This is a genomic window from Arthrobacter sp. B0316-5-4, assembly GCF_059090325.1.
Genome location: NZ_JBNHFN010000004.1, coordinates 80745 through 95220 on the forward strand (window position 1 = coordinate 80745; position 14476 = coordinate 95220).

The window sequence follows — 14476 nt, forward strand, 5'->3', positions numbered from 1 at the left end:
CGCCGGGTGTACTGCTTACAGACTACTCTGCGGACTCTTCAACGACCTCGGCCGAAGCGTCCTCGGAAGCTGCGCCTTCTTCGTCGGCAACAACCGGGGAGAGGGAGAGCTTTCCGCGGTCGTCGATCTTGGTGATCTCGACCTGGACCTTCTGGCCCACGGAGACGACGTCATCAACGTTGTCCACGCGCTTGCCGTTGGCCAGCTTGCGGAGCTCGGAGATGTGCAGCAGGCCGTCCTTGCCCGGGGTCAGGGAAACGAAGGCGCCGAAGGTGGTGGTCTTGACGACCGTACCCAGGTAACGCTCGCCGATTTCCGGAACCTGCGGGTTGGCGATGGCGTTGATGGCGGAACGTGCTGCGTCAGCAGACGGGCCGTTGGTGGCGCCAATGTAGACCGTGCCGTCATCTTCGATGGAGATGTCCGCGCCCGTGTCTTCCTGGATCTGGTTGATCATCTTGCCCTTGGGGCCAATGACCTCGCCGATCTTGTCAACGGGGATCTTGACGGCGATGACGCGCGGTGCGAACTCGGAGAGCTCATCCGGGGTGTCGATCGCTGCGTTGATGACCTCGAGGATGTGGAGGCGGGCTTCGCGGGCCTGCTTCAGTGCTGCTGCCAGCACGGAAGCGGGGATGCCGTCGAGCTTGGTGTCCAGCTGGATGGCCGTGACGAACTCGGACGTACCGGCAACCTTGAAGTCCATGTCGCCGAAAGCGTCTTCGGCGCCGAGGATGTCGGTCAGCGCTGCGTAGCGGGTCTGGCCGTCAACCTGGTCGGAAACCAGGCCCATGGCGATACCGGCAACAGCTGCCTTCAGCGGCACGCCAGCGTTGAGCATGGAGAGCGTTGAGGCACAGACCGAACCCATGGACGTCGAACCGTTGGAACCGAGTGCCTCGGATACCTGGCGGATGGCGTACGGGAATTCTTCACGGCTGGGCAGAACCGGAACCAGGGCGCGCTCTGCGAGGGCACCGTGGCCGATTTCGCGGCGCTTCGGGGAACCGACGCGGCCGGTCTCACCGGTGGAGTACGGCGGGAAGTTGTAGTTGTGCATGTAGCGCTTGCGCGTAACCGGCGACAACGAGTCGATCTGCTGCTCCATCTTGAGCATGTTCAGCGTGGTGACACCCATGATCTGGGTCTCGCCGCGCTCGAAGATGGCCGAACCGTGAACGCGGGGCAGAACCTCTACCTCTGCGGTCAGCTGGCGGATGTCCGTCAGGCCACGGCCGTCGATGCGGACCTGGTCCTTGAGGATGCGCTGGCGCACGACGTGCTTGGTGACCGAGCGGAACGCTGCGGAGAGTTCCTTCTCGCGGCCTTCGAAGTCGCCTGCAAGTGAGCCAAGGACTTCGTCCTTGAGTGCGTCGGAGGCGTTGTCGCGCTCCTGCTTGTCGGCGATCTGGAAGACAGCAGCAAGCTTGTCAGCGGCAGCGGCTTCGACAGCTGCGTAGACGTCGTCCTGGTAGTCAAGGAAGACCGGGAACTCGACGGTCGGCTTGGCGGCGCGTGCCGCCAGGTCTGCCTGTGCTTCGCAGAGTGCCTTGATGAACGGCTTGGCAGCCTCGAGGCCCTCGGAAACAACCTCTTCGGTGGGAGCTGTTGCGCCCTGTTCCTTGATGAGGTTCCAGGAGTTGTCGGTGGCTTCGGCTTCCACCATCATGATGGCGACGTCGTCACCGGCAATGCGGCCGGCAACAACCATGTTGAAGACGGCGTTCTCAAGCTGGGAGTGCTTGGGGAAAGCGACCCACTGCGAACCGTGTTCGTCGGCGATGAGGGCGACGCGGACGCCACCGATCGGGCCGGAGAACGGGAGGCCGGAAAGCTGCGTGGACATCGAGGACGCGTTGATGGCGACGACGTCGTAGAGCTCGTCCGGGTTGATCGCCAGGACAGTGACGACGATCTGGACTTCGTTGCGCAGGCCCTTGACGAACGCGGGGCGCAGCGGACGGTCCATGAGGCGGCAGGCCAGGATGGCTTCCGTGGACGGGCGGCCTTCGCGGCGGAAGAACGAACCCGGGATACGGCCGGCTGCGTACATGCGCTCTTCAACGTCAACCGTCAGGGGGAAGAAGTCGAAACCTTCGCGCGGCTGCTTGCCTGCGGTGGTTGCGGAGAGCAGTGCGGTGTCTTCGTCGATGTAGACCATCGAGGCGCCGGCTGCCTGCTTGGCAAGGCGGCCGGTTTCGAAGCGAATGACGCGCTTGCCAAAACGGCCGTTGTCGATAATGGCTTCGGAGAACTGGATTTCGGGACCCTCCATAGAGAGTCACCTCCGTTTCTGTTAGCGGAAGTCCGCCGCATCAACCCAGGCCTCTTCTTTTTTCCTGGCCTGTACGACACCCGGTCATCGATCGAGATCCACGGGCCTCATCACCACAGATGAGCTTCCCGGGAATCACTACCGAGGACCGCGAATGCGCGATGCGGTTGATTCCTGTTTTTAGTTGTTGGTGAAGAAGGCGGCCCGTTCCGGAATGGAGCGGGCCGCCCCTAAAGGCAGACTAGCGGCGCAGGCCGAGGCGCTCGATGAGCGAACGGTAGCGGGCGATGTCGGTGTTCTTCAGGTAGGAAAGCATGCGCTTGCGACGACCAACCATGGCCAGCAAACCGCGCTGGGTGTGGAAGTCGTGCTTGTGCTCCTTCATGTGCTCAGTCAGATCCTTGATCCGCTGGGTCAGAACTGCAACCTGGACCTCGGGCGAACCGGTGTCGCCTTCAGAGGTTGCGTATTCCTTGATGATGGACTGCTTTACAGCGGCGTCAAGTGCCACGTGAACTCCTAGAGTTGTGCCGTGCGTCCCGGTGCAGCGCCTCGCTGACGGGTTGCCCTTGGTGCATTGCCGCACACAAAAACAGGTCCAGCTGCCACGGACTGCGGCCGGATCCATTCACCAGTTTACCGGCAGGTCAGCAGTGTTGTCGAAATCCGCCTAGCGCCGGGTCAGCAGCTCGTGCGCCTGGGCTACGTCCAGGCACATTTGCTCCACCAAGGCCTCAGGCCCACGGTAGGCAACCATACCGCGCAGGCGCTGCGTGAATTCGACAGCCACGGTCTGCCCGTAAAGGTCGAAGTCCTCCACTTTTTCCTCGGGCCGATCGATCACGTGGGCCTCCACCTGGCGGCTCACACCGTCGAAGGTGGGGTTGGAACCAACGGAAATGGCGGCCGGCCACCGCGTCCCGGACTGGTCGATCAACCAACCCGCATAGATGCCATCCGCGGGAACGTACCCTGTGGAATCGTGGGCAAGGTTGGCTGTGGGGAAGCCGAGATCGCGTCCGCGGGCAGCTCCGTGCACCACTTCGCCGCGCATGCGGTGCGGGCGGCCAAGCACAGCGGCGGCGGTCACGACGTCGCCTTCGGACAAGGCTTCCCGCACCCAAGTGGAGGAACAGCGGCGGTCAGTGTCGCCGTCGTCGTGGACGGGAAAGCCTCCCGCCCCGTACTCGTTGACAACCTGCACGCCGAACCCGAGCTCCTCACCAAGTTCCTGCATGGTGACCACGTCGCCGACGTTCCCGGCACCAAAGCGGAGGTCATGGCCGACAACGACGTGTGCTGCGTGAAGTCCGTCAAGGATGACTTCGCGGACGAACTCGATGGGAGTCATCGCCGCCAGGTCCAAGGTGTACTTCATGACCAGCACGGCATCGACGCCGGTTTCCCCGAGGGCATCGAGCTTGTCCTGGAGCCCCATGATCAGCTCGGGAGCGGAATCCGGCCTGTGGACCTGGGCCGGGTGGGGATCGAAAGTCACGGCAACCGATGGAATGTCATGCCGCTTGGCGGTGCCGGTCAGTTGGGAAAGGACATGCTGGTGCCCGCGATGGACGCCGTCAAAGTTCCCGATGGTAACGACAGTAGGTCCGAAGTCCTTGGGGACTTCAGTGGGATCGTTCCAGATGTGGACCATCAACCTCGCCTTTTACTGCAGATGTTCGGTGCGCCCGGCAACCTCCCGGCGCCGGAACATTCTAAGGTTACCCGCAAGGGCGGTTGGCTCAGGACGGGCGGCGCTTGTTCAGCCACAGGAGGCCAAGGATGGGCAGGACAAGCGGGACGAACCCGTATCCGCGGCCGAACAGCGACCACACGGTATCGTGCGGGAACGCTACGGGGTCGAAAAGGCTGATGGCGCCCACCACCAGCACGCCGATGAGCTCCGTGAGCACGGCGGCCACTGAGACCTTGAACCACGTGCGGCCCGGCTTGGCCAGAGAGATGGTCGCCACGATATAGACGACGGCGGCAAAGGCCGAGAGGATATGCGCCAGCGGTGCTTCGGCGAACTTCGTAGCGATCTGATAGCCGGCGCGCGCGGTCGCCGAGAGGGCGAAAACGGCGTACACCGCGATCAGGAGGCGGCCAGGCCCTGTGTTCCGGGTATCCTTCTTCGGCTGCGGGGTTGCCGGATTGGTCTCAGTTCCAGTCACGATGGGTTCTTCTTTCAAGGTCAGTACCAAATCTGGTTCATGCGCGCGCCCATGACGAGGACCGTGACGCCTACCGCAGCGAGGACGAAGTTGCTCCAGCGGGTGCGTTCAAGGATGGCCCAGTACACAGCACCCAGCGGGATCATCAGGGCCGTTATCAAGTAGCCCCAGAATTCCCATGCTTCCCCGGCAATCTGCTCGCCCATGGCAACCCGGATGATGGAACCCACCAGGTACACCACCAGCACCACTTCAACGGCAAGTACCGAGTAGATGGTGGGGTCGTTGGGGGCCTTCTTCATCAGCCCGGCCACCACGCACATGATGGTGGACACCAGTCCGATCACCAGGAGGGCGTAAAAGTATCCGTCCATGACTACTTCGCCTCCCCTGAACCGGTTCCCGGGGCGAACACCAGCACGGGCTTGGCGAAGCTCCCGGTGTCAGCCAGCAATGCCACGAGTTCACCCGAGGGCGCGAAGGCTGCTGCGGGGTTTTCGGCCGTGGCAGCCTCGGCGGTGCCTGCTCCCGGCCCGGCCGCAATCCGGCGGCCGAACGAGATCTCCGTTGTTTCGTCCTCGGTGAGCTCACGGTTTGGCATGAGGGACCGGGCAGCGAGGGACATGTCCAGGACGTTGAGCTCTTGCGCCAGTTCCTCCAGGGTCCTGGCCTGCTCGAGGGTATAGGGACCCACCTGGGTCCGGCGCAGGGCCGTGAGGTGGCCGCCGACGCCCAGGTCGTTTCCAAGGTCCCGGGCCAGCGCCCGAATGTAAGTTCCTGAAGAACATTCCACGGTGACGTCCACGTCAACTACCCTGCCGCCGTCGAGCCTGTTGATGGCGTGCACGTCAAAGCGGTGGATCGTCACCGGGCGCGCTGCGAGCTTCACTTCTTCACCGGAGCGGACGCGTGCGTAGGAGCGTTCGCCGTTGACCTTGATGGCACTCACGCTGCTGGGCACCTGCTGGATAGGGCCCGTGAGCGCGGCAACTCCGGCCGCTATGGCTTCATCGGTGACGTCCGCGGCGCTGCGGGCCTCCGTGACGTCGCCCTCGGCGTCGTCCGTGATGGTGGTTTCGCCGAGCCTGATAGTGGCTGTATAGGTCTTGGAGGTCCCCACGATGTAAGTCAGCAGGCGCGTCGCCTTATTGATGCCAAGCACCAGGACGCCGGTGGCCATGGGATCGAGCGTCCCCGCATGCCCCACTTTCCGGGTACCAGCCAGCCGCCGCATCCGGCCAACCACATCGTGGCTGGTCCATCCCTGCGGTTTGTCAACGATTACCAGTCCAGAAAGCACGCTTACCAGTATATGGGTGGCTAGGATGGCTCCCATGCCTGAGCTTGCCTTGCACGTCCGTGACGTCCCCGTGAACCAGATCCGCGAAATCACCGAGGCCGCATGGGCCACCCCCGGTGCGATCATCCTGAGCATCGGCGAACCGGGGTTTGCGCTGCCACGGCACGTCCTCGACGCCGGCATTGCCTGCCTGGACCGGGATGAGACCAACTACACACCCAACGCGGGGATACCCGCTCTCCGGGAAGCGTTCGCAGCCCGCTTCCGCGAACAGCAGGGCGTTGAAATAGGTGCTGAACGGGTTTATGTGGTGGACGGCGCCCAACAAGGGCTGCATTTCGCCATGAGCCTTCTCCTCTCCCCCGGCGACGAGATCCTCATCCCGAACCCGGGCTACCCCACGTTTGCCATGACCAGCCGACTGCTTCACGCCGTGCCTGTGCAGTATCCGCTGTATCCCAAGAACGACTTCCAGCCGCACATCGAGGACATCGAAGCACTTATCACGGCGCGGACCCGTGTCCTGGTGCTGAATTCTCCGTCCAACCCGTTGGGGGCGGTCATCAGCGCAGAAGCCACCCGGGAATTGGTGGACCTGGCCGTCCGGCACGACCTCTGGATCATCTCGGACGAATGCTACGAAGCCTTCACCTTCGACGTCCCGCACGTCAGCCCGGCGCGCTTCGACAGCAACGTCCCGGGGGAAGCCCGCGTGTTCACCTCGCTGACGCTGTCCAAGACGTACGGACTGACAGGCCTGCGCATCGGGGCTCTGATCTGCCCTCCGGGGATTGAGCAGAAGATGAACAACGTCATGGAATCGATCGTCTCCTGCGTCGCGTCTCCGTCGCAGTACGCTGCGTTGGCCGCATTGACCGGGCCGCAGGACTACGTTTCCCAGGCCCGCGATCATTACCGGAACAACCGCGACGCAGCCTCGGCCGTTCTGGAAGCCAAGGGTATTCCGTTCCTCGGGGCACAAGGCGCGTTCTACCTCTGGGCCGACGTATCGCACGTAAGCGGCGGGGACGTCCGCACGTGGGTGCGCAAGTTCCTGGCGGAATCGGGAGTCTCGTTCGCGCCGGGCACGGCGTTCGGGTCGATCGGCGAGGGCTGGATCAGGATCGCCCTCTGTGGCGGTCACCAGGACCTGCTCGACGGCGTCAATCGCCTTCCAGCGAAGGTTTAGCTGCCGCCGGACCTAGTACCTAGTACCTAGTCCGGCGCGTATGGTGCTTCCATGCCTCGAACGGGTCCTCCGCCGCGGCCAACTGGGCGTGCTCCACGGGGAGCAGCTCCGGCCTGCTGCCGGCGAAGTACTCATAGAACACCGCGTCGTCGAAGCCGGCCCGCGCCGCGCCGTGCCTGTCCGCGGCAAAGTAGACACGTCCGATCCTGGCCCAAAGCGTCGCCGACAGGCACAACGGACAAGGCTCACAGCTTGCGTAGAGAACGGAACCGGTGAGGTCGAACTTCCTCAGCTCGGCAGCCGCTCGACGAATGGCCACCACTTCTGCATGCGCCGTGGGATCGTGGTCGCGTGTGACCCGGTTGACCCCCTCATGGACGGTTCCGTCCGCGGTGACCACGACGGCGCCGAAAGGGCCGCCGCCGTCGGAAACGTTTTGCACCGCCAACCGAATGGCCCGGTTCAAATATTCATCCCGCTGCTGAGCATCGTGCGCCGACATGCTCCGATCCTAACCAGTTTGTAAACGGATAATGCCCCTAAGAGCGTCTCTTAGGGGCATTATCTGAACAAAAAACTCTGAGGTCTTAGCGGTTGGCGTCTTCGTCGAGTTCGTCGTCGCCGGAGAGGTCGATGTCCTCTTCGTCGAAGTCGTCTTCGTCGATGTCGGCCGGGGAGTCGCTCTTGTACGGGTCGGCCTCGCCTGCCGGCTTGGCACCGGCAGCCAAAGCAGCTACCTCAGCGTCGCGACGCTTGGCCTCGCGCAACAGTTCCTCAAGGTTCGAGGCGTTAACCGGAATCTGGTCGGCGACGAACTCCAAGGTTGGGGTCAACCGGACGGTGATGTTGCGGCCAACTTCCTGGCGCAGCACACCCTTGGCCTTCTCCAGCGCCTTGGCGGCGTCGGTGTGGGCCACTTCATCGCCAAAGACGGTGTAGTAGATGGTTGCGTGCTGAAGGTCGTTGGTGACGCGGGCGTCGGTGACCGTAATGGACTCGACGCGCGGATCCTTGACCCGACGTCCGAGGGCCTCAGCAACGACGACCTTTATCCGCTGTGCCAACTTGGCAGCGCGTGCGGGATCAGCCATGACTTCCTCCTGGAAAGTAGAAAAGGGTACGGAACGGGTCCGCCGGGGCTACCCGACGGACCCGCTCCACAGGGAACCTAGACGCGCGGCTTTTCGCGCATCTCGAAGGTCTCGATGATGTCGCCTTCGCTGATGTCGTTGAAGGAACCAAGACCGATACCACACTCGAAGTCGGTGCGGACTTCGGTGGCGTCATCCTTGAAGCGCTTGAGCGTCTCAACGGTGAGGTTGTCACCGATGACCTTGCCGTCGCGGCTGACACGTGCCTTGGAGTTACGGCGGATGATGCCCGTGCGGACGATCGAGCCTGCGATGTTGCCGAACTTGGAGGAACGGAAGACTTCCCGGACCTCGGCGGTGCCGAGCTGGACTTCTTCGTACTCCGGCTTGAGCATGCCCTTGAGGGCCATCTCGATGTCGTCGATCGCAGCGTAGATGACCGAGTAGAAGCGCATATCCACGCCTTCACGGTCAGCCAGTTCCGCAACGCGCTCGGCAGGCTTGACGTTGAAGCCGATGATGATGGCGTTGTCCACCGTGGCGAGGTTGACGTCGTTCTGCGTGATGGCACCCACACCGCGGTGGATGACACGGAGCTGAACGTCGTCGTCTCCGACGTCGATCTTGAGCAAGGCGTCTTCGAGGGCTTCCACGGCACCGGACACGTCACCCTTGAGGATGAGGTTGAGGGTGTCGATCTTGCCTTCGGCGACGGCCTGGTCGAAGTCTTCCAGGCTGATGCGCTTGCGACGCTTGGCCAGCGCGGCGTTGCGGTCTGCTGCTTCACGCTTTTCGGCGATCTGGCGGGCCGTACGCTCGTCAGGAGTCACCAGGAAGGTGTCACCTGCACGCGGGACGTTGGACAGGCCCAGGACCTGGACCGGACGGGACGGCAGGGCGACATCGAGTGCCTCGCCGTTCTCGTCGAACATGGCGCGGACGCGGCCGTGGGCCGTACCGGCCACGATCGTGTCGCCAACGGCCAAGGTACCGGACTGGACCAGGACGGTAGCAACAGCACCGCGGCCCTTGTCCAGGTTCGCTTCGATGGCAATGCCTCGAGCGTCCTTGTCCGGGTTGGCACGCAGGTCCAGTGCAGCATCGGCCGTCAACAGGACAGCGTCGATCAGTTCGTCGATGTTGAGGTTCTGGCGGGCAGAGACCTCAACGAACATGGTGTCGCCACCGTATTCCTCGGGAACCAGGCCGTACTCGGTCAGCTGGCCCTTGACCTTGTCAGGGTTGGCGCCTTCCTTGTCGATCTTGTTCACTGCGACAACGATCGGCACGTTGGCTGCCTGTGCGTGGTTGAGTGCTTCTACCGTCTGCGGCATAACGCCGTCGTCGGCTGCGACAACCAGGATCGCGATGTCAGTGACCTTGGCACCACGTGCACGCATGGCCGTGAAGGCCTCGTGACCGGGGGTGTCAATGAAGGTGATGTCGCGGGCGTTGCCCTCGTGGACGTGGCTGATCTGGTAAGCACCGATGTGCTGGGTGATTCCACCATGCTCGCCGGCCACAACGTTGGAGTTGCGGATAGCGTCGAGCAAGCGGGTCTTACCGTGGTCAACGTGACCCATGACGGTGACAACCGGTGCGCGGGCCTCAAGGACGTCATCGCCTTCGGCGTCCAGTTCGTCCTGGATGTTGATGTCGAACTGGTCGAGGAGTTCGCGCTCTTCGTCTTCCGGCGAAACAACCTGGAGCTTGTAGCCAAGTTCGGCGCCAAGCAGGCCAAAGGTGTCTTCGTCGAGGGACTGCGTAGCCGTGGCCATTTCACCGAGGTGGAACAGAACGGTCACCAGCGACGCGGGGTTCGCATCGATCTTCTCGGCAAAGTCCGTGATGGACGAGCCACGACGCAAGCGGATGATGGTCTCGCCATCGCCGCGGGGTACCGATACGCCACCCAGCGACGGAGCACTCATCTGCTCCAGTTCCTGGCGCTTTGCACGCTTCGACTTGCGCTGCTTGCCACGACCGGCGCCGCCCTTGCCGAAGGCACCCTGGGTACCACCGCGACCGCGCCCACCCTTGCCGAAGCCACCGCCGGCGGGAGCTCCGCCACCGGTACCTGCACCGGGTGCGCCACCGGGACGACCCGGTCCGCCACCCGGACGGCCTGCGCCACCGGGACGGCCTGCGCCACCCGGAGCCGGACGCTCAGTGCGGTTGGGCATCATGCCCGGAGTAGGACGGTTTCCGCCACCGGGACCACCGGCGGGACGCGGAGCGCCCGGACGGGGTGCACCCGGACGCGGGGCGCCCGGACGGGGACCGCCAGTGCCTGCTGCCGGACGGGGTCCACCGGCACCAGCTGCGGGACGGGGACCACCGGGACGTTCGCCGTCGTTGCGACGCTCGCCACGGGGCATGCCCTGCGACGGAGCAAACGGGTTGTTACCCGGACGCGGCGGACGGTCTCCATCGCCACCACGGCCACGGGGCATGCCCTGGGACGTAGCAAACGGGTTGTTGCCCGGGCGGGGACCGCCGGGACGAGGAGCCTGGCCGCCTTGGCGTGCCGGAGCCGGAGTCTCTGCCTTGGGGGCAGGACGGGCACCGGGCTTGGCCGAAACCGGGTTGGAAGCAGCGGGCGCTGCCGGGGCTGCCGGAGCAGGTGCCGCGGGAGCCGGAGCGGCCGGTGCCGGGGTTGCTGACGACGGGGTTGCCGACGACGGAGCAGCAGGCGCCGGGGCCGGAGCCTTCGGTGCTGCCGGGCCCGGTGCCGGAGCGGCCGGGCGGGATGCTGCGGGACGGGTTGCCGCGGGAGCGGCTGCGGGGGCGGCGGACTTTGCAGCGCCGGCACCCGGGTAGGCGTCGCGAAGCTTCTTCACGACGGGGGCCTCAATGGTGGAAGAGGCGGAGCGAACGAATTCGCCCAATTCCTGCAGTTTTGTCACTGCATCTTTGGAAGTAATACCGAGCTCTTTGGCGAGCTCATGTACGCGGACCTTGGCCACATTTCTCCTGTCTCGGTCCGCACCGAGCCAGGCACGAACCGTCTACTTCTTTATGCGGGCCTCAGCCGTTTGCACGGCGGAAAGGCCCATTGCAGAGCGCAACAAAGTTGTCATCGTTACGCACTCATCGCTGGGAACTCATCGGGTTTCCATCAGTTTTCTGACCCGCTTTCAGGTTTGGACGGTTTGCCAGTGGAAGCGTGGGCCTCCACGAGTGGCGCGCCCGGCATCAGGTAGCGTTCGACGGCGGTTGTCTCGGTAGCGCCCGCAAGGGCCCTTCCGAAAGCGCGCCGCTTGATCGCCAATGCCAAGCACTTTTCGCTGGGGTGCAGCCACGCACCCCTGCCGGCCATCCGGCGTCGTTCATCCACCACGACGGTGGACGAACTGGCGCCTTGGGCGACCAGCCGGACAAGCTCGGACCGGGAGCCTTGCTTCCGGCATCCGATACACGTGCGAACAGGCCCATGGCCGTGCTCAAGCAGTTCAGCCACGACGTGTCCAACCTGCCTTACGCTACTGGCACCCGACGGGCCCCGGTCCTGCGAATGCAGCTGAGGCACGCCAAGGCGCGCGGATACCGGACGTAAGCCCGGTTCCATCTAGTCTAGCCCCCGGCTCCGGACTCCCGAAACCGGGCACACCGCCAGCGCGGCGTTAAGCCGACCCCGACTGGGACGCTATTCGGCCTTGGCCGGCGCTGCGTCGGAGACGATGTCGATCCGCCAACCAGTCAGCTTGGCTGCAAGGCGTGCGTTCTGGCCTTCCTTGCCGATCGCCAGGGAGAGCTGGTAATCCGGTACCACTACGCGTGCCGAGCGGGTCGACTCGTCGGTGATAGTGACGGAATTCACTCGCGACGGCGACAACGAGTTGGCAATGAACGTCGCGGGGTCGTCGCTGAAGTCGACGATGTCAATCTTTTCGTCGTTCAGTTCGGTCATGACTGCACGGACACGCGAACCCATTTCACCGATGCAAGCACCCTTGGCATTGACGCCGGGAGTGTTTGCCTTGACGGCGATCTTGGTACGGTGGCCGGCTTCGCGGGCAAGCGCAACGATCTCCACGGAGTGGTCCGCGATCTCCGGGACTTCCATTTCGAAGAGTTTACGGACCAGGCCCGGGTGTGAACGGGACAGCGTGATGGACGGGCCCTTGGCGCCACGGTGGACGTCCACCACGAAGGCACGCAGGCGGCTTCCGTGCAGGTACTTCTCACCGGGAACCTGCTCGGGCGGCGGCAACAGGGCCTCAACAGCTCCAAGGTTGACCTGGATCATGTGAGGGTTGTTTCCCTGCTGGATCATGCCGGCGACGAGTTCGCCTTCACGGCCCTTGAATTCGCCCAGCACGTTGTCATCCTCGACGTCGCGAAGGCGCTGCAGGATGATCTGCCGTGCCGTGCTCGCTGCGATACGGCCGAAACCGGCAGGGGTGTCCTCGAATTCGCCGATCGGCTCGCCGTCGTCGTCGATTTCCGTGGCCCAGATGGTCACGTGGCCGCTCTTGCGATCCAGCTCAGCGCGGGCCTTTTCAAAGGCGCCGGGCGTCTTGTGGTACGCCACCAGCAAGGCCTGCTCGATGGTGGGAATCAGGAGATCCAGCGGGATTTCACGCTCACGCTCCAGGAGTCTCAGTGCGCTCATGTCAATATCCATTAGGCCTCCTCGGAAGGTCCATTGTGTTCGTCTTCCAGCGCAGCCTCGTGGAGGTGGCTGAATTCAATCTCGACTTTTCCTTGGCGGATCCTGTCGAAAGGAATAGTGATGGGGTCGCCCTGCTTGGGCTTCATGCCCTTCTTGACCTCGTGCTCCGGGATCAGCGTCACGGCGTCGTCGCCCACTGAGGCGATCCGGCCCAGGAGGTTGTCGCCCTGGATGACGTTGACCCTGACCATGCGGCCCCGGGCGCGATGCCAATGCCGCGGTTCCGTCAGGGGACGTCCAACGCCGGGCGAGGAGACCTCGAGGTCGTACGGGCGGCCGTCGTCCTGGGGATCGTTGTCCAGAATATCGGACAGTCCGCGCGAGACGTCGGCTATGGCGTCAAGGCTGACGCCGCCGGTCTCCTCTTGCGGCAGGTCCACGACGACGTGGACCGTCCGGTGTGAGCCGGCAACGTGGATGGAAACATCCTCGAGGTAGAGCCTGCTGGCAAGGACGGCCGGTTCGAGCAGTGCTTTAAGCCTGCTCTCTTCCGGGTTGTGGATGGTGGCCGTTGAGTTCGATTCAGAACGGTCCGGTGAAGTCGTGGCTTCCGAGTCACTCACGTTGCCCGCCGCCTCCCGATAGATGTTGTTGTGACTACTAGCCTAACGATTTTCGCGGGAACTTGCGTGCACGGACTTCGCCGCCCACATGACACCATGGTGTGTTGTGGACGAGCAGAGAACCAAAAAGCAACGAGTACCGGCGTGGGGCAGGCTCGTGCTCGTTTCCGTGGTGGCTCTGCTGGTAGTCGGCACCGGCATGGTGCTTATTCCGCGTGATTCCGGGACTCCCCCAGCCCGGTCCTTCTCCGAAAACGCACGGATTGCGGCTCTGGAAGACACCCTGCTGCTCCGTGATACGGCCGCTGCGCTGGCTGACGCCGCCGGACTGGATGCCGCGAAGCCTGCCTCCGCCGATGCTGTGACTTTGCTGACAACCCACGCCCGGGCCCTGCTGGACCCGGCCGGCCTGCTGCCCACGTCCCCTGCCGCGGCATCACCAACGGACCCCGTTTCGTCTGCTTCGTCCGCGAAGGCGTCCTTGTTCGTCACGGAGTTGTCACGGAGCGGGCAGCAACGCTTGGACGACGCCCGCGCGTCCGACGGCGGCATGGCGCGCCTGCTGGCCGCAGTCGGATCCGCCCAGCTGCTGTCCGCCGAAAAGTTGGCCGACGCGTGGAAGCTGCCGGAACCTTCCCGCCCCAGCACCAGCGGGGTTCCCGTTTCTCCGCCGGCCGCCGGATCCTGCCCCTCCGCCAGCCCCACGCCGGACCCGGATTCAGCAACCACGGACACGGCCTTGGCGTCGCTGGTGCGCGCCCAGCACGAAGCGGTCTATGTCTACCAGGTCGCGGTCAAACGGCTCGGCGCTTCCAGTGTTTCTGCGGCTGCCCGTGACCTCGAGGTGCACGAGGTGTTGCTCCGGCAGGCCGAGGACCTGACCCGCGTGAACTGCGGAGATGTCCCGGCCGGTGAGGCGGGATACCGGCTCCCGGCGAAGTTCGCCAAAGACCCGGCCGCGGCATTGGCTGACCTCGAATCATCCTCGTTGCCGCGCTTCGGTGATCTTGTGGCCATGTCCGCCGACGGGACCCGCGATTGGGCCATCGACGGCCTGCTGGCCGCTTCCCGGCGGAGCGCCGCGTGGGGCGCCGGTTTGCCGGCGCTCCCGGGCTTGGAGCTCGACGCCGGCGACCTGCCTTCGCTGCCGACGCCCAGTGTCGCCTCCTCCCCCACTTCCAGCAGCAGATAGGGCAGCCTAGCCATGCT

14 protein-coding genes are annotated in these 14476 nt (G+C 64.2%); 2 read left to right on the top strand and 12 right to left on the bottom strand.

The annotated features are described in order from the left end of the window. Nucleotides 1-22 precede the first annotated feature (22 nt). From AC5RU9_RS12430 to truB, 6 genes are all read right to left on the bottom strand, one after another. Nucleotides 23-2275 (bottom strand): polyribonucleotide nucleotidyltransferase, encoded by a 2253-nt coding sequence (locus AC5RU9_RS12430; protein WP_494016691.1) that lies wholly within the window; start codon nucleotides 2273-2275, stop codon nucleotides 23-25. A gap of 241 nt (nucleotides 2276-2516) precedes the next feature. Further along, nucleotides 2517-2786 carry a 30S ribosomal protein S15 gene (gene rpsO, locus AC5RU9_RS12435; protein WP_144652206.1) on the bottom strand — a complete coding sequence of 90 codons (270 nt, stop codon included), beginning with the start codon at nucleotides 2784-2786 and terminating at the stop codon, nucleotides 2517-2519. A 159-nt stretch (nucleotides 2787-2945) separates the two neighbouring features. After that, nucleotides 2946-3929 (bottom strand): bifunctional riboflavin kinase/FAD synthetase, encoded by a 984-nt coding sequence (locus AC5RU9_RS12440; RefSeq protein WP_211711834.1) that lies wholly within the window; start codon nucleotides 3927-3929, stop codon nucleotides 2946-2948. An 88-nt stretch (nucleotides 3930-4017) separates the two neighbouring features. Continuing rightward, nucleotides 4018-4467, bottom strand: coding sequence for a hypothetical protein (locus AC5RU9_RS12445; protein WP_306673144.1), 450 nt, complete (start codon nucleotides 4465-4467; stop codon nucleotides 4018-4020). A 2-nt stretch (nucleotides 4468-4469) separates the two neighbouring features. Further along, on the bottom strand, nucleotides 4470-4823 hold the full coding sequence (locus AC5RU9_RS12450; protein WP_211711832.1) for a hypothetical protein: 354 nt from the start codon (nucleotides 4821-4823) through the stop codon (nucleotides 4470-4472). Nucleotides 4824-4825: 2 nt separating this feature from the next. Beyond that, nucleotides 4826-5749: a tRNA pseudouridine(55) synthase TruB gene (gene truB, locus AC5RU9_RS12455; protein WP_494016692.1), complete on the bottom strand. Its 924-nt coding sequence runs from the start codon at nucleotides 5747-5749 to the stop codon at nucleotides 4826-4828. Between the two features lie 34 nt (nucleotides 5750-5783). Here truB and AC5RU9_RS12460 point away from each other — a divergent pair, with 34 nt between their 5' ends. After that, a complete protein-coding gene (locus tag AC5RU9_RS12460; protein WP_494016693.1) occupies nucleotides 5784-6938 on the top strand; it encodes a pyridoxal phosphate-dependent aminotransferase in 1155 nt (384 codons plus the stop codon). Between the two features lie 19 nt (nucleotides 6939-6957). Here AC5RU9_RS12460 and AC5RU9_RS12465 read toward each other — a convergent pair whose 3' ends face one another. The 6 genes from AC5RU9_RS12465 to rimP form a co-directional block, all read right to left on the bottom strand. Further along, the gene (locus AC5RU9_RS12465) at nucleotides 6958-7440 is read right to left on the bottom strand and encodes a nucleoside deaminase (RefSeq protein ID WP_211711829.1); all 483 of its coding nucleotides are present in this window, start codon (nucleotides 7438-7440) and stop codon (nucleotides 6958-6960) included. A gap of 85 nt (nucleotides 7441-7525) precedes the next feature. Beyond that, complete coding sequence (gene rbfA, locus AC5RU9_RS12470) at nucleotides 7526-8029, bottom strand: 30S ribosome-binding factor RbfA (RefSeq protein ID WP_494016694.1); 504 nt, start codon at nucleotides 8027-8029, stop codon at nucleotides 7526-7528. A 77-nt stretch (nucleotides 8030-8106) separates the two neighbouring features. Then, a complete protein-coding gene (gene infB, locus AC5RU9_RS12475) occupies nucleotides 8107-10995 on the bottom strand; it encodes a translation initiation factor IF-2 (protein ID WP_494016695.1) in 2889 nt (962 codons plus the stop codon). 152 nt (nucleotides 10996-11147) lie between these two features. Next, nucleotides 11148-11489, bottom strand: a complete 342-nt coding sequence (locus tag AC5RU9_RS12480; RefSeq protein WP_309991415.1) for a YlxR family protein — start codon at nucleotides 11487-11489, stop codon at nucleotides 11148-11150. 186 nt (nucleotides 11490-11675) lie between these two features. Then, complete coding sequence (nusA, locus tag AC5RU9_RS12485) at nucleotides 11676-12656, bottom strand: transcription termination factor NusA (RefSeq protein ID WP_211711825.1); 981 nt, start codon at nucleotides 12654-12656, stop codon at nucleotides 11676-11678. After that, the gene (rimP, locus tag AC5RU9_RS12490; protein ID WP_235521797.1) at nucleotides 12656-13267 is read right to left on the bottom strand and encodes a ribosome maturation factor RimP; all 612 of its coding nucleotides are present in this window, start codon (nucleotides 13265-13267) and stop codon (nucleotides 12656-12658) included. Before rimP ends, nusA begins: the two co-directional genes overlap by 1 nt. Before the next feature lie 106 nt (nucleotides 13268-13373). Between rimP and AC5RU9_RS12495 the strand changes: the two genes are divergently transcribed. Then, nucleotides 13374-14459 carry a DUF4439 domain-containing protein gene (locus AC5RU9_RS12495; protein WP_494016696.1) on the top strand — a complete coding sequence of 362 codons (1086 nt, stop codon included), beginning with the start codon at nucleotides 13374-13376 and terminating at the stop codon, nucleotides 14457-14459. Nucleotides 14460-14476 lie beyond the last annotated feature (17 nt).